The following is a 15,826-nucleotide window of genomic DNA, read 5'->3' on the forward strand; positions in this document are numbered from 1 at the left end:
GGGCGTGATGAAATTCGGCGCGAAAAACCAGCTCGAATCGCGCCGTACGCCGTTCTCCTGAATCGCCCTGCAAAGCTCGTACCGGTTTTGGCGCCATTTCTCTTGAAGGTCGCTCCGGCGCCACCTATCTTTAAATTGCTTTACGTCCTGGAGATGGCCATGGCTTGCGGTGTGATAAGCGTGCATTTTGACAGCAGGCACTTGTTTCTCGACCTGTCCAGCGGTCGGGCCGTTCTGTTTCCGTTGGACCGATTTCCTATCCTGCAGGCGGCAACATCAGCGCAGCGTGAGCATTTTGCAATCTCTATGGACCGTAAGCGGTTGCTTTGGCCGGAAATCGACGAGGAAATCGAGGTCTCCGCGCTGTTTTCACGCCAGCACGAGACTGCGCATCACTAGCGCTTCTCTAACACTGCGTCATCGGACTTTCGATACGAAGCAGCCAATTGCAGCCGTGTAACGCGGCCTGCAATATTTTTCGAAGGAGGCGCTATGGCGACTGGCACTGTGAAGTGGTTTAACGATGCAAAGGGCTTTGGTTTCATTACACCTGACGATGGCGGCGATGACCTGTTTGCTCATTTCTCGGAAGTGAAGGCGGAGGGGTTCAAGTCTCTCCAGGAGGGGCAAAAGGTAAGCTTCGAGGTCAAGCAGGGACCGAAGGGCAAGCAGGCGGCGAATATCAAACCGGTATAAGCACAGAGGATTTGCCTACCGCCACCCTTTTTAAGCAGGCGACGCTGCCCCGCGACTCACCGTATGCTACATGACCGCACTATGGTTGATGTCTTGCCACCATGCGAGTCAGGTTGAGCCGCGTGGACAGGAAACGGGAGTCAACGGGGAGCGCGCGCCATGGCATTTCGCATTCTGTCGCTCGACGGCGGCGGCACGTGGTCGTTGATACAGATTCGAGTGCTTCAGCACCTTTATGGCCCAGACGAAACCGGGCATGAGGTACTTAGGAATTTCGGGCTCGTCGTCGCCAATTCCGGCGGCAGCGTCGTCCTTGGTGGCCTGTTGGCGGATATGAAGCTGTCGGAGTTGACGAAACTGTATCTCGACAAATCCGCGCGTCAGGCAATCTTTCATTATCTGAATGTGTTCGCGCATCCGATTGACAGGGGCGTACACGCGCTTTGGCATGTCTATCCTCAGTTTTCAACTGAAGCGAAGCTTAAGGCGCTGCAGCAAATCCTTGGGACAGTCGGCGCTAAAACGCTGGAAGCGATTGCGAATGAGGTGCCGCGATGTCCGCACATCCTGATACCTGCATTCGATTACGATTCGCGTCGTGCGACTTTCTTTCGCAGCGATATCAACTCGGTAGCTAATGCGAGCAGAGGACGTCCAGCACCGACGCTCGCTGAAGCCATTCATGCATCAAGCACGGCGCCCGTTAACTTCTTCGACCACCCAGCCGGTTTTGGGACCGGCATCGACTTCCTGCATCGACGTTTTTGGGATGGAGCCGTGGGTGGCTACAACAACCCGGTACTGGCTGGGGCAATTGAAGCGCTGGCGAATGCCGCCCGATATGAATGCCACGCTGCAAGCATTAGGGCGCTTTCTATCGGGACGGCGAGAACCGCGTTGCCTCTGCAAGGTACCTACGCCACGCAGTCCCCCCTCCTGGTCGAACAGCCTCAGACGTCGAGGCCGGTGACCGATATCAAGCTACTGGCCACGGCAATCGTCGATGATCCGCCCGATGCAGCCAGTTTTGCTGCGCATGTCATGCTTGGTGGACGCGTAACAGGCGACGCGTCAACGCCTGTCGCTGATGGTCCAGTCGTGAGATTGAATCCGCTCATTCAACCGAAGTTAGCGGGTAACGAATGGCAACTGCCCGATAAGTCGGTGCCAGCCGTCGGCCGGACACTTGATATCGCGTCCTTCAACGCACTGACGAAGATTGACCTGGCAGCGGTTGAAGACAATCAGGTCAAGCTTATCCAACTGCTCTGCGATGCGTGGATGGACGGCAACGCTTTGAATCAGCCAGTACAGGCCGGCGTCGAACTTCAGCCTCTCATTGGTCACCGGTACTACGACGAAGGCGTAGCGGCCTGGATGAAGAGCTAAGCCGCTATGCGAGGCTCGTGTCTGGCGCAAACGCTTGCCATTGCATGCGCAAAGGCCGCCGCTGAATGCGGATGCGCACGGCCGAGCCCGGGACGTCTCGCCACAAAAAAACGCCCACGACTGGCGAGGGCTAAATCATGCGCATGAGTCGGGGAATTCACGCGCATGTCATGCCTAAACGTTAGGCGACATTCTAGAAAATACTTTAGATAAGTTTGTAACTGATTGTTTTATATTAATAATATGCAAGACAGTCGCGGGGGGCGGTTCAGTGCGGTCCGGTTCGGAGGAGGGAAATCGAACCCCCCACATCAAATTTTTTCCTGTAGTAATACGGTATATACTGTTTTTAACAAGGATAAGCCGTTCTTGAGGAGCAAATATGCCGGACAAACATCTCTCAAGTCGGTTTGACGCGGATCTCACTCTGCTTTCAACACGACTACTCGAAATGGGCGGACTGGTGGAGTCACAGATCGCCCACGCAATCGAGGCGCTGCACACATCCGACCTGGACCTTGTCGAGCGTGTGCTCGAGGGCGAACGCCGCCTCAATGTGATGGAAATGGAAATCGACGAAGAAATAAGTAACGTCATCGCTCGTCGACAACCGGCCGCTCGCGACCTTCGCCTCCTCATGGCTGCTTCAAAATGTGTCACGAACCTCGAGCGTGCGGGCGACGAGGCACGCAAGATTGCGAAGCGAACCCGTCGAATTGCGCTGGATTCGAACGCGCGGGACATCAACATTGCTGAAATCAAGGTCTCTGGCGAAATGGCTTCAAACGTTCTTCGCCGAGCTTTGGACGCGTTCGCACGCATGGACACGACTGCCGCAGAACAGATTATCCGGGATGACGAAGCCATCGATAACGAGTTTCGCGCGTTTGTGCGAAAGCTGGTGACATACATGATGGAAGACCCTCGGGCAATCACGACAGGTTTGGATTACCTGTTCATTGCGAAGGCCATCGAACGTATCGGCGACCACGCGACCAACATTGCCGAATCCGTGGTCTACGTTGTTCGCGGCACCGATATCCGCCACGAACATAGAAAGCAGCGTGAGCGCGAGGAGCTTCACAGCTAAAGGCAGAAGTGGACGGGCCAGACAGTTGTGGTTCGCATTCCAAATGATTAAATACGCAGCCCGAAACGGGTTATTGCAAAAAAATTCAGGCGGCCGGAAGGAGCCTTGAGAGCGCCTTCATCAAAAGGAACGTGAAGAAAACGTCATCAACCGACAAGTTTCCGGATACCTCGTTTTGCATATAGTGGGGTTGTCAGATTGCAAGCCGGGAGCACATTCCATGAAGTTGATGAAACGGGTCTTCTCGTTCGTTGTGTCGTCATGCATCGCGTTCGGGATGGCAGGCCGGGCGTTCGCTGATCAGGATAACCAGGCATTGGTTGCGCCGTCCGCTGCCATCCACCGCTCGCCTGCCGAGCTGCAGCAACTTGTCGCACCCATCGCGCTGTATCCGGATGCTCTGGTCGCACCCATTCTCGCGGCAGCCACTCATATGGTGGAAGTCGTCGCAGCGGACCGCTGGATGCATTTGCATTCCCAACTGAAGGGCGACGAACTCGCCGCTCAAGTCGATCAGCAGATCTGGGATGCGAGCGTCAAGGCGCTCACCGGATTTCCCATAGTGCTCGCGAACATGGACCAGAATGTGGTCTGGACATTATCGCTTGGCGACGCGTACCGGAGCCAGCCACAGCAGGTGATGGCGGCCATCCAGGCGATGCGAGATCGAGCCAGCACAGCGGGCAACCTGGAGATCAACCAACATCAGACGGTAACGACCGATGGTGGATTGATCAGCATCCAGCCGGCCGATCCCGAGGTCGTGTACGTGCCGGAATACGATCCGGCGCTTGTGTATGGCGCGCCGGTGGCGCTGTGGCCAAGCTGGTATCCGGATCCGAATCTCTACCTTGATGGGCCGGGCGTTGCGTTCGGCGCTGGATTCGATTTAGGATACTTCGGCGGCTACGGATGGGGCTGGCGACACTGGAGGCCCGACTGGCAACATCGGGCGGTGTGGTTTAACGGCGGCCAGTATGCGTGGCACGACCGCAGTCTCATCGACGCCAATTACCTCTTTCATGGCAACGAAGATTTTAGTCTTGCTCATGGAGATTACGACGTGCGCGCCGATGCCGGGAGCGGCCGCAGCTAGGCGCAGTGCAATCGCCCACCGGCGCTGTCGCCGCGCCAGTAAAACTCCGAAGGCAGGCATTGCTGGTTCGACCCCCAGTCTCCTCACGCCACCTGAAGCTTCCTCGAAACAAGCGCCTCAATCGCCTGCTTATCCGCCACGGACACCGGCGAAAACACAACCATATTCAGCCCCTCTGCACCATTAATAGCGAAAGACGAATATTCGAGCGTAAGCACCCCGGCGACAGGATGCCGAAAGTGCTTCACCCCACCCCACAGACTGTGCACCTCGTTCTCGGCATAGAGTCGCCGGAACTCCGGACTTGTTTCCTGCAGTTCGGCGGCAAGCGCCGCAGCTTCTGGATCACCACCCACCCGCGCGACATCAATGCGAAACACGCCCACCGCAAGCCGTGCGCTTTCCTCCCAATTCTTCTGCGACCCGCGCGCGGCCTTGTTGCCAAACAGAAGCCTGAGCACATTTCGCTCGCGAACCGGCAGTGCAGCGTAGTCGGTCAGCACCGCAGCCGCGGCAGCATTCCACGCCACAACATCCCAAGCCGCCGTCTTCACAATTGCGGGGCTGGTGTGCATACCGTCCAGCACACGTTGCAAGGCAGGCGTGACCGCAGACGACGCACCCGGATTAAGCGGCGGCGGCCGCTGCTGCGCGAGCAGAAACAGCATCTCCCGCCCGGTAGCGTCGAGCTCCAGCGCGCGGACCAACCGCTCCAGCACCTCATCCGAAGGCGGCCCGCCACGTCCTTGTTCGAGCCACGTGTACCACGCGACGCTGACGTTAGCCCGCATCGCCACTTCCTCCCGCCTGAGACCGGGCGTTCGACGCCGGCCCCGGACATCCTGCCCAGGTTGCAGGCGTGACCGGCGATCGCGAAGGAAGCTGCCTAACGAGGCAACCGGATCTGGAAGGGTGTTGACGGTCATAACGGTGTACGCCTCCAGCTTTTACAGCCCGAAGGTACGCAGGGAAATGTGCTCATTCGTTCCGCCCATTCATTCGCGAACCCATGAGACGGTCAGAACGCGTGGATTCGCAAAGGGAGCCGCAGGCTCGATAGGTGAAGCCATCCTGGATGAGATTATCACAGCAGAACCAGCGGATCCTGGAGTCGCGCTCGGGGCCACCGGCGGGTCTCGCCGCACTGCAGCCAGGCTCTCGGTCTGCTCAGGTAAGCGCGGCGGCCGGTCGGCCTGATAGCAGATACGCCGCAGTGCACAAGAGCCAGCTCGAACCCGCGCACCCACCCGCCCCGCCAGCCCCATGGCAAACCAGATCACCCCAATTGAGCGGCTTGGACATCGAACCCCGCTAGCAGATTGGCCTACACTCTTAAGAGACCAGCGCGCGATACAACACGCGCCGGCTTGGCGCTCGTCCGGCTACCCCCGGCGAGCTGCCTATCAGCGTGAGACACAATCAAGCGTGGAGACAACCCAATGAGCTTAAATGAGCCGTTGCGTCTGCATGTACCGGAGCCCACCGGGCGCCCTGGCTGCAGAACCGACTTTTCCTATCTTCATCTTTCCCCTGCCGGCTCGGTGCGCAAACCGCCAATCGACGTCAGTGCCATCGATACCAGCGATCTGGCACACAGCCTCATACGCGTACTCGACGATGACGGCCGCGCCATCGGCCCCTGGGCCCCGGATCTCACTGACGAACAATTGCTGGCCGGCATGCGGGCCATGCTCAAGACGCGCATCTTCGATGCCCGTATGCTGATCGCCCAGCGTCAGAAAAAGATCTCTTTCTACATGCAAAGCCTCGGTGAAGAGGCGATCGGTGCGGCCCAGGCCATGGCCTTGCGGCGCGACGACATGTGCTTTCCGACCTACCGGCAGCAGAGCATCCTGATGGCGCGCGAGGTGCCGCTGGTGGGCATGATGTGCCAGTTGATGTCAAACGAAGCCGACCCGCTCAAAGGCCGCCAGTTGCCGGTGATGTATTCCGACCGCGAGGCCGGCTTCTTCTCGATCTCCGGCAACCTCGCGACGCAGTTCATTCAGGCGGTGGGCTGGGCGATGGCGTCAGCCATCAAGGGCGACACGAAAATCGCCTCGGCGTGGATCGGCGATGGCGCGACTGCCGAGTCTGATTTCCATACGGCGCTCACCTTCGCGCACGTCTATCGCGCCCCTGTCATTCTGAACGTGGTGAACAACCAGTGGGCGATCTCGACCTTCCAGGCGATCGCCGGCGGCGAGGGCGCGACCTTTGCAGGACGCGGCGTCGGCTGCGGCATCGCCTCGCTGCGCGTCGACGGTAACGACTATCTCGCCGTGTATGCGGCCTCGTGCTGGGCGGCTCAGCGCGCCCGTCGCAACCTCGGGCCAACGCTGATCGAATGGGTCACCTATCGCGCAGGCGCTCACTCGACCTCCGACGATCCGTCGAAATACCGCCCCGGCGACGACTGGGCCGATTTCCCGCTCGGCGACCCGATCGCGCGCTTCAGGAAGTACCTCAACGCGAAGGGCATCTGGTCGGATCAGTCGCACGACGCACTGATGGCCTCACTCGAAGCCGAGGTCATCGCGGCCCAGAAGGAAGCCGAACAATTCGGCACGCTGAACGACGAGCGCATCCCGAGCGCCGCCAGCATGTTCGACGATGTCTACAAGGACATGCCGGAACATCTGCGCCGTCAGCGTCAAGAACTAGGAGTGTGAGCATGGCGGAATTCGATCCTATCCACGAAACGAGCACGACCACCCGGCCGATGACGATGATCCAGGCGCTGCGCTCAGCGATGGACGTGATGCTCGGACGCGACGACAACGTCGTCGTGTTCGGTCAGGACGTGGGCTACTTCGGCGGCGTGTTTCGCTGCACCGAGGGCCTGCAGGCGAAATACGGCACCTCGCGCGTGTTCGACGCGCCGATCTCCGAAGGCGGGATTGTCGGCGCGGCGGTCGGCATGGGCGCGTACGGTCTGCGTCCCGTCTGCGAGATCCAGTTCGCCGACTATTTCTACCCGGCGTCGGACCAGATCGTTTCGGAAGGCGCGCGCTTGCGCTATCGCTCGGCCGGGCAATTCATCGCACCCCTGACTATTCGCATGCCCTGCGGCGGCGGCATCTATGGCGGCCAGACTCACAGTCAGAGCCCCGAGGCGATGTTCACGCAGGTCTGCGGATTGCGCACGGTGATGCCGTCGAATCCGTACGACGCCAAAGGGTTGTTGATCGCCTCCATCGAGAACGACGACCCGGTGATCTTCCTCGAACCGAAGCGCCTCTACAACGGACCGTTCGACGGTCATCACGAACGCCCGGTCACGTCGTGGGCGAAGCATGCGTCGAACGCAGTGCCTGAGGGCTACTACACCGTGCCGCTCGATTCGGCAGCGGTCGTGCGTCCCGGCAATGCGGTGACGGTGCTGACCTACGGGACGACCGTCCATGTGTCGCTCGCGGCGGCTGAAGAAACCGGTATCGATGCGGAAGTGATCGACCTGCGGACCCTCTGGCCGCTCGATCTCGAGACCATCGTCAAGTCGGTGCGCAAGACGCGGCGCTGCGTGGTCGTGCATGAGGCCACGCGGACCTGCGGTTACGGCGCGGAACTGGTGTCGCTCGTGCAGGAGCATTGCTTCTATCACCTGGAAGCGCCGATCGAGCGGGTTACCGGCTGGGATACGCCGTATCCGCATGCGCAGGAATGGGCCTATTTCCCCGGCCCTCGCCGGGTTGGGGAAGCACTACGACGCGTGATGGAGGCCTGAGATGGGTGTGCACGTAATCAAGATGCCGGATATCGGTGAAGGCATTGCAGAAGTGGAGCTAGGCGCCTGGCACGTGGAAGTGGGCCAGATGGTCAAGGAAGACGGGCCGCTCGCGGACGTGATGACGGATAAGGCCGCGGTCGAGATTCCATCGCCGGTCGCTGGCAAGGTGATCGCGCTCGGCGGCAAGGTGGGGGAAGTGCTGGCAGTCGGCAGCGAGTTGATCCGGCTGGAGGTTGAAGGCGAGGGCAATCTTAAGGCGGGCAGTGGAGCACACGCGCCTGCAGCGAACGGGGCGAATGGGACGCACGGCGGTAGCGGCACGAACGGTCATCATGGGACGCACGCCGCTGCGGCAGCGAACGACGCTGGGGTAGGGCGGGCACAAGAAGCGAGCGCCGCGTCCGCGTCCAAAGCTGCCGTTGACGTAGGCGCTGCGGCAGCTACCGTCGCCGCGTCCACTCCCGCCGCGTCGACGCCGCGTCTGCACGCATCCAACTCACCGCAAGCGTCGGCAGCGCCGCACGGCTCAACCACAGTCGCCGCGCGTTCGCCGGTGGCAGTGCGCCAGCCCGACGAGCGTCCGCTCGCTTCACCCGCAGTCCGCCAGCGCGCCTGGGACATGGGCGTCGAGCTGCGTTTTGTACAGGGCACCGGCGAGGCAGGGCGCATCTTGCACGCGGACCTCGATGCCTACGCGCAAACTCGTGGCGCTGTGCCGTCCTCTGCGGTGCAGGCACGCTCAGGCTACGCCGAACGTCTCGACGAGACAGAGGTGCCGGTGATCGGCATGCGTCGCGCTATCGCTCGAAAGATGCAGGAGGCCAAGCGTCGCATTCCGCATTTCAGCTACGTCGAAGAGATTGACGTCACCGAACTCGAAGACCTGCGCGCACAATTGAACAAGCGTTGGGGTGAAACGCGTGGCCGCCTGACCATGCTGCCGCTGCTGATTCGTGCCATGGTGATCGCGTTGCGCGATTTCCCGCAGATCAACGCGCGCTTCGACGACGAGGCCGGCGTCGTCACGCGCTATGGCGCGGTGCACGTGGGCGTGGCCACGCAGACCGACGCAGGGCTCACCGTGCCGGTGCTGCGCCACGCCGAAGCACGCGACGTCTGGTCGATCGCGGCGGAGATTGTGCGCCTCGCCGAAGCGGTGCGCAGCGGCAAGGCCAGCCGCGACGAACTGACTGGCTCGACCATCACAATCTCCAGCCTGGGTGCGCTCGGCGGAATCGTCTCGACGCCGGTCATCAATCATCCTGAAGTCGGCATAGTCGGCGTCAACCGTATGGTGGAGCGCCCCATGATCCGCCAAGGCGCCGTGGTGGCCCGCAAGATGATGAATCTGTCGTCGTCGTTCGATCATCGGGTGGTCGACGGTATGGATGCCGCTGAATTCATCCAGTCGGTTCGAGCGCTGCTGGAGCAGCCCGCCCTGCTTTTCGTGGAGTGAGCATGACCCAGATCGAACATACAAGCCTGCTGGTCATCGGCGGCGGGCCGGGTGGCTATGTCGCGGCGATCCGCGCGGGGCAGCTCGGCATTCCGACCGTGCTGGTCGAGCGCGAGCAACTGGGCGGCACCTGCCTGAACATCGGCTGCATTCCGTCCAAGGCCCTGATTCACGTTGCGGAGGAATTCGACAGGACTCTGCAGTACGCCGAAGCATCGCCGCTCGGCATTCGCGTGCGTGTGCCGGAGATCGACATTGAGCGCACGGTGGCATGGAAAGACGGCATCGTGCAGAGACTGACCCGCGGTGTGGGTGCGCTCCTCAAGAAGCACGGCGTCAAGGTCGTCAAGGGCGAGGCCCGGGTGATCGACGGCAAGACCGTGGAAGTCACCACCAGCGGTCAAGGTCAGGGTGAGGGTGAAGGCGAGCGTGTGCGCATCCATTGCGAACACTTGCTGCTGGCGGCCGGCTCCGAACCTACCGCGTTACCGTCGATGCCGTTCGGCGGCAAGGTGGTGTCGTCCACCGAAGCCTTGTCGCCGAAGACGTTGCCTAAACGCCTCGTGGTGGTTGGCGCCGGCTACATCGGCCTGGAACTGGGCACGGTATATCGCAAGCTGGGCGTCGAGGTGACTGTCGTCGAGGCGTTGGACCGCGTTCTGCCCGCCTACGACGCCGAGCTCGTCAAACCGGTGGCGGACGCGCTGGCGCGAAAAGGCGTCTCGGTGCTGCGCGGACACAAGGTGCTGGGTCTTAGCGCGGACGGCAATGCCGTACGTGTTCAGAACCGCGAGGGCAGCGAGAAGGCGTTGCCGGCCGATCAGGTGCTGGTGGCGGTCGGCCGCCGTCCGCGCACCCAGGGCTGGGGGCTCGAGAGCCTCCAGCTCGATCGCAACGGGGCCGCGTTGCGCATCGACGATCAATGCCGCACGTCGATGCGTGGCGTGTGGGCGATCGGCGATCTGGCGGGCGAACCCATGCTTGCCCATCGGGCGATGGCGCAAGGAGAGATGGTTGCGGAACTGATTGCCGGCAAGGAGCGCCGCTTCGTGCCGGCGGCGATTCCGGCCGTGTGCTTCACCGATCCCGAGATCGTGACGGCCGGGATGTCACCGACAGACGCCGAAGCCGCAGGCCTCGATTGTCTGAGCGCGTCGTTCCCGTTCGCCGCGAACGGCCGCGCGATGACGCTCGAGGCAACCGACGGCTTCGTTCGCGTCGTGGCGCGTCGCGACAACCATCTGATCGTCGGATGGCAGGCGGTGGGTCGTGGGGTATCGGAACTGGCCGCGGCGTTCTCGCAGTCCATGGAGATGGGGGCGCGGCTGGAGGACATTGGCGGGACCATTCACGCGCATCCCACCTTGGGCGAAGCGGTCCAGGAAGCGGCGCTGCGTGCGCTGGGGCACGCGCTGCACATCTGATCGGGTCTGCGATCTGCAACCACAGTGACAGCAGGGCACACGGGTCGGGCATGGCATGCGCCCGGCCCGGCCGTTATTTACCCGTCGTCGCCCCGTTCGCTTCACCTTTGAATAACGTCCGCCAATCGTCCTTCACGTCGACGATCAGCCAGCCCTTCACGTTCGCCTCTTCCAGCCCGTTATCCAGTTTCCCGCTGCGCGCCGTGCGATCGTAGGCATACTCGCGTTGCGCGTCGGTGTGATGCACGAGGGCCGCAAAGCGCGGACCATCGCCGGAAGTGGTCCATTCGAGCATTGGCAGGTCACCGTCCGAACTACCGAACGCCATCAACGGCCGCCGGCCGATCACGGCCTGGATGGTTTGCGGTTTCATCGGGCCGTCGTTGATCGTCTCGATCTGCGCGGTTCGCGTGAGCGAAGCTGCGCCGTTCACCAGCCCGTACTGATACCGGATCGTGCTGCCGATCACCTCCTCAGGCGGCACGCCGTACATGCGCTGCGAAATCGCGCGCATGAATTCGACGCTCTCAGGCACGACGATGTAGGTCTTGAAGCCGTTGGCGCGCAGGTAGGCGAGCAATTCGACCATCGGCTGATACGCGAGACTCGTATAGGGCCGGTTGAAGTGCGGATCGCTCGCTGTGTCGAACCAGTCGTGCACGATCGACGCGAAGCTGTCCGTCGTCATGCCCGCATGGCTCGCGGCCAGCAGTTTCAGCGCGCCCGCATCGCCACTGCTGTCAACGACCTTCAGATTGCCGCGCAGGATCGAGCGGAACGGCTCCTGGCGTTTCCATTCCGGATGATGGGGGGCCAGCGTCTTCACCCGTTGCAGCGTGAAGACCAGTTGTACGGAGGCGGGTTGCTCGACCCACAGCGTGCCGTCCAGATTGAATACCGCAATCCGTTCGGCGCGTGGCACGAAGTCTTTCGATTCGGGCGTCGTGACTCGCGTGACGAAGTCGACAATCGAGCGCTCAGCCGGCGTGTCGTTCCACGACGCCATGGTTGAGTTGCCAGACGGCGCGCGGGCTGGGCGGGAGGCTTGCGTCGTGCCCGGGTGCGACGTGCTTGCGCAGGCGCAGAGAATGACAACGGCCAACCCGATCCAGCATCTGCGCATCGAGCAAATCATGAAAGCCCCATTAGTATTAGTGTGTGATGTCGTGCGGCATTGGATTCTCCATTAGTCCAATTCGCGCTTACTAGATATCACATTCGGCGCGTTTGTTTAGCGGTTTATGGCGCATTTGCGAGGCGGTGAGAGGCATCTGGGTCAGAGGTCGGTGCGCATGCTGCGCACGGGCCTCCCAGTTCGGTACCGGGACGCGCCAGGCGGACCATGGCGAATCCATCCTGTGCCCCGACCGCTTGCCGGTTCCGATCGCCGAGCCACTCAGCGCCGCGCTGGTCAGGTGCAATTGTTTATCTATTCGCATCAATTCAATAGAACGACCATCGGCATTTCAAAAACAGGTTTTATCAGACGGAATGGTCATTCAATAAACATCAAAAAGTCTGCCTTTCTATCGTGTTACAAATTTATCTCTGTGCATTTAGGAAACGTTTGCTAGTATTTTCCAAGGATGCCACCGATCGACTGCATCCATTATCGGCCGCACATGTGCCGTCCTGCGCGGCTTACGGGTCATATACGAGGAGCGTCCATGCAAGCCCGGTTTCCTGCCGTCGAGCTCCACACAGGCGTCCCTGATACCTAGCGCCTATTTAGTCGCACCTATTCGCGTTTCAGCATTTTCCCGCCACTTCCGGTGATAGCGGGCAGTATGAATTCGCGCCAGCATTAATCAACTGACCGCGTTATCACGCGACCTCCTGTTTGTTTTGTGCAAAGGAATGCGTTCGCTCATTAATAACGCCAGAACCGGGGAAATTGAATGTCCATGAAACGATCCGTTGCAGCAAGTGCGGTGTTGTGCGCGGCGGCGTTTTCGTCGGCGTGACGGATAAACCCTGGAAGACCACCCTATGAATCTTTCTACGCTCCTGCGCATTGGTGCGATATCAGTCGCACTGACGCTCATGACGCTGCCTCAGCAGTACGCCAGCGCACAGGCGAGCGCCACGACGGCCACGGTGACCGCGTCGCCGGACGAAGCGCGCGGCATCGCCAAAGATGCGTTCATCTACGCCTACCCGATGCTGTTCAACTACAAGACGTTGTATCAGCAGGCGCTCGATCCCGGTTCGAAGTCCTACGTGGGCGGCTTCGGCAAATTCCGCAACTACTCGCAGCCGTACGGTCCGGAGAACAAGGAGATCGTGACGCCCAACAACGACACGCCGTACTCGTGGGCGTGGCTCGATCTGCGCCGTGAGCCCTGGGTGCTGACCGTGCCCGCCGTGAAGAACGACCGCTACTACGTGTTCCAGTGGATCGACCTGTTCACCTATAACTTTGCCTACGTCGGCTCACGCACGACCGGGAACGGCGCGGGTCATTACCTGTTTGCCGGTCCCAACTGGCACGGCGATACCCCGAAGGGCATTGACAAGGTGTTCCGCTCGGAGACCGACCTCATTCTCACCTTGGGGCGTACCGCGCTCAGCGGCTCGGCTGATGTGAAGAATGTCCAGGCAATCCAGAAGCAGTATCAAGTCACGCCGCTGTCCGCGTTCGAACATACCAGTGCGCCGCCGCCGGTGGCCAAGGTAACGTTCCCGAAATGGGACGAAGCGAAAGCCACCTCGATCGACTTCATCTCCTACCTGAACTTCCTGTTGCAGTTCACGCAGCCGACGGCGCCGTCCGAAGTGGAACTGATGCAGCGCTTCGCGAAGATCGGCATTGCACCGGGCGAGGCCTTCGATCCCGCTGCACTGCCACCCGCGACGCGCGAGGCGATCGAAGCAGGCGTCGCAGATGGTAAAGCGGCACTCGCCGACGCGGAGAAACACACCACTAGCTCGTACGACCTATTCGGCAGCCGGCAGGATCTGAACGGCGATTACATGAAACGTGCGGTCGCCGCCGCGATGGGTATCTACGGCAACACCAAGGAAGAAGCGGTTTACGTCGGCACGCACGTCAACGCCGACCACGAACAACTGGTGGGCACGCAACCCTACGTGATCCACTTCGACAAGAAAGACCTGCCGCCAGCGAAGTTCTTCTGGTCGATGACGATGTACGACCTGCCCGCCCGCCATCTGGTGGCGAATCCGATCCATCGCTACTCGATCGGTGACCGCACCAAGGGCATCCAATATGGCGCCGACGGCTCGCTCGATATCTACGTTCAGCACGCCTCGCCCGGCGCTGATAAGGAGTCCAACTGGTTGCCCGCTCCAGAAGGCGCATACGACGTCATCGCGCGTATTTACGGACCGGATGCTTCGGTCTTCGACGGCAGCTGGAAATTCCCGGAACCGCAAAAGCGATGAACACAAATGGACGAGTCGGAGCCTGACATGAACAAGAAAACCGCAACTTGGGTCACCGCGGCCGTGCTGGCGTCCCTTGCAAGCCCGATTCTGGCGCGAGCCCCCACTGGCACTCAGATGTCAGCGGCGCCAGCACTCGCAGTACCGGGCCCGGTACCTGGCTACAACATCTCAGAGGAGTACGCACGGCTAGTAGCACGTCAGACCTACTTTTGGGCGTGGCCGATGGTCAACGTCTATAACCGTCTGCTGGCGATGAAGCAGGTGCCGCAGCCTGGCCTGAACGGTGGCATTGTGCCGGTGGCCCCGCCCAATCATCTGTCGATGTTGCACGACTATATCGAGCCGCAGGAACGTTTCGTGGCGTGCCCGAACCAGGACGTGGTGTACGGCTCGGCGATCTTCGACTTGGATCAGACGCCGGTCGTCGTACAGGTGCCGGATTTTGGCGCGCGCTTCTGGGTGTACCAGGCCGTTGATCTGCGCACCGACGGATTCGCCAGTCTCGGCAAGCTATACGGTACGAAACCGGGCTTCTATCTGTTCGTTGGGCCAGATTGGCACGGACAAGTGCCCAAGGGCATCCGCCAGGTGTTCCGGTCCGCGACGGCGGTGGGCAGTTTCATCCCGCGCGTGTTTATGGATGACACGCCGGAAGACCGCGCTGCTGTTCAGGCGGTCATCGGCAAGATCGGCCTGTACCCGCTGTCCGAGTTCGACGGTAAGGTGAAGGTGACTGACTGGTCGAAGCTGCCGAGCTTCGGCTCAGGCGAAACGAGCGCCGAAGAAATCAAATGGGTGGACCCCGCAAAGTTCTGGGACGAACTGCCTACAGTGCTTGATCAGACGCCACCGCAGCCGGGCGAAGAGGCGCTTTACGCGCAAGCCAGGGCGCTCGTGGCCGCCGCGCAGAAAGATCCTGCCATCAGGGCGGCTATCGTGGATGAGGCGGCGCAAACCGATGCCCGCCTGGTCACGCCGCTCTTCAACTTCAACACGTTCGGCAAGGCGTTGCCGGCTCACTGGAACACCATCAGCAACGGCGCGGAATTCGGCACCGACTACTTCACGCGCACGGCAGTGGCGAAGTCCAACATCTTCGTCAACAAGCCCAACGAGACGAAATACTTCTATGCCGATTCCGACGCTTCAGGCCAGCGGCTTAACGGCGCGCAGCGCTATACCGTGACGTTTCCGAAGGGACAGTTGCCGCCCGTCAAGGGTTTCTGGTCCCTGACTCTGTACAACGCACATCACTTCTTTTCGCCAAACGAGCAGAAACGCTATTCGCTCGGCACCAAGAACAAGAAGCTGAAATACAACGACGACGGCTCGCTGACGCTCTATGTGCAGAGTTCGACGCCCGGCGCCGACAAGGCCGACAACTGGCTGCCCGCCCCGGCCAACGAAGATTTTTCGCTGTATGTACGGGCTTACTGGCCGGAGCAAGCCGCGCTGGATGGTACATGGACGCCGCCGCCGGTTGTGCAGGACACACGGTAGTTGATGGCAATGCAAATAACCTTCCTCGCCGCAGGGA

At 60.9% G+C, this 15,826-nt stretch carries 13 protein-coding genes; 11 read left to right on the forward strand and 2 right to left on the reverse strand.

Annotation, left to right across the window (positions count from 1 at the left end; translation table 11 throughout):
• The first annotated feature begins 102 nt into the window (after positions 1-102).
• The 5 genes from P3T40_RS04285 to P3T40_RS04305 all read left to right on the forward strand — a co-directional run bounded on the left by P3T40_RS04285 (position 103) and on the right by P3T40_RS04305 (position 4,271).
• Complete coding sequence (locus tag P3T40_RS04285) at positions 103-399, forward strand: DUF2442 domain-containing protein (RefSeq protein WP_429266423.1); 297 nt, start codon at positions 103-105, stop codon at positions 397-399.
• Positions 400-492: 93 nt separating this feature from the next.
• Positions 493-696 (forward strand): cold-shock protein, encoded by a 204-nt coding sequence (locus P3T40_RS04290; RefSeq protein WP_429266424.1) that lies wholly within the window; start codon positions 493-495, stop codon positions 694-696.
• A 159-nt stretch (positions 697-855) separates the two neighbouring features.
• On the forward strand, positions 856-2,085 hold the full coding sequence (locus P3T40_RS04295; RefSeq protein WP_429266425.1) for a patatin-like phospholipase family protein: 1,230 nt from the start codon (positions 856-858) through the stop codon (positions 2,083-2,085).
• Positions 2,086-2,467: 382 nt separating this feature from the next.
• A complete protein-coding gene (gene phoU, locus P3T40_RS04300) occupies positions 2,468-3,175 on the forward strand; it encodes a phosphate signaling complex protein PhoU (protein WP_429266426.1) in 708 nt (235 codons plus the stop codon).
• 220 nt (positions 3,176-3,395) lie between these two features.
• Complete coding sequence (locus P3T40_RS04305) at positions 3,396-4,271, forward strand: DUF3300 domain-containing protein (RefSeq protein ID WP_429266427.1); 876 nt, start codon at positions 3,396-3,398, stop codon at positions 4,269-4,271.
• Between the two features lie 83 nt (positions 4,272-4,354).
• Here P3T40_RS04305 and P3T40_RS04310 read toward each other — a convergent pair whose 3' ends face one another.
• The gene (locus P3T40_RS04310; RefSeq protein ID WP_429266428.1) at positions 4,355-5,197 is read right to left on the reverse strand and encodes a helix-turn-helix transcriptional regulator; all 843 of its coding nucleotides are present in this window, start codon (positions 5,195-5,197) and stop codon (positions 4,355-4,357) included.
• A gap of 513 nt (positions 5,198-5,710) precedes the next feature.
• On the opposite strand from P3T40_RS04310, the gene P3T40_RS04315 reads away from it, so the two are divergent.
• Genes P3T40_RS04315 through lpdA form a run of 4 tightly spaced genes read left to right on the forward strand, consistent with a single transcriptional unit; the run spans position 5,711 to position 10,881 of the window.
• Positions 5,711-6,943 (forward strand): 3-methyl-2-oxobutanoate dehydrogenase (2-methylpropanoyl-transferring) subunit alpha, encoded by a 1,233-nt coding sequence (locus P3T40_RS04315; RefSeq protein ID WP_429266429.1) that lies wholly within the window; start codon positions 5,711-5,713, stop codon positions 6,941-6,943.
• A gap of 2 nt (positions 6,944-6,945) precedes the next feature.
• A complete protein-coding gene (locus tag P3T40_RS04320; protein ID WP_429266430.1) occupies positions 6,946-7,998 on the forward strand; it encodes an alpha-ketoacid dehydrogenase subunit beta in 1,053 nt (350 codons plus the stop codon).
• A 1-nt stretch (position 7,999) separates the two neighbouring features.
• Positions 8,000-9,457 carry a dihydrolipoamide acetyltransferase family protein gene (locus tag P3T40_RS04325; protein WP_429266431.1) on the forward strand — a complete coding sequence of 486 codons (1,458 nt, stop codon included), beginning with the start codon at positions 8,000-8,002 and terminating at the stop codon, positions 9,455-9,457.
• Positions 9,458-9,459: 2 nt separating this feature from the next.
• Positions 9,460-10,881, forward strand: coding sequence for a dihydrolipoyl dehydrogenase (gene lpdA, locus P3T40_RS04330; protein ID WP_429266432.1), 1,422 nt, complete (start codon positions 9,460-9,462; stop codon positions 10,879-10,881).
• Between the two features lie 73 nt (positions 10,882-10,954).
• Here the strand turns inward: lpdA and P3T40_RS04335 are convergent, their stop codons facing one another.
• Positions 10,955-11,887 (reverse strand): HAD family hydrolase, encoded by a 933-nt coding sequence (locus P3T40_RS04335; protein WP_429266433.1) that lies wholly within the window; start codon positions 11,885-11,887, stop codon positions 10,955-10,957.
• A 983-nt stretch (positions 11,888-12,870) separates the two neighbouring features.
• Between P3T40_RS04335 and P3T40_RS04340 the strand changes: the two genes are divergently transcribed.
• Positions 12,871-14,286, forward strand: a complete 1,416-nt coding sequence (locus P3T40_RS04340) for a DUF1254 domain-containing protein (protein WP_429266434.1) — start codon at positions 12,871-12,873, stop codon at positions 14,284-14,286.
• Between the two features lie 27 nt (positions 14,287-14,313).
• On the forward strand, positions 14,314-15,789 hold the full coding sequence (locus P3T40_RS04345; protein ID WP_429266435.1) for a DUF1254 domain-containing protein: 1,476 nt from the start codon (positions 14,314-14,316) through the stop codon (positions 15,787-15,789).
• Positions 15,790-15,826 lie beyond the last annotated feature (37 nt).

The sequence above is a fragment of the Paraburkholderia sp. EB58 genome (assembly GCF_050436665.1).
Classification (GTDB): Bacteria; Pseudomonadota; Gammaproteobacteria; order Burkholderiales; family Burkholderiaceae; genus Paraburkholderia.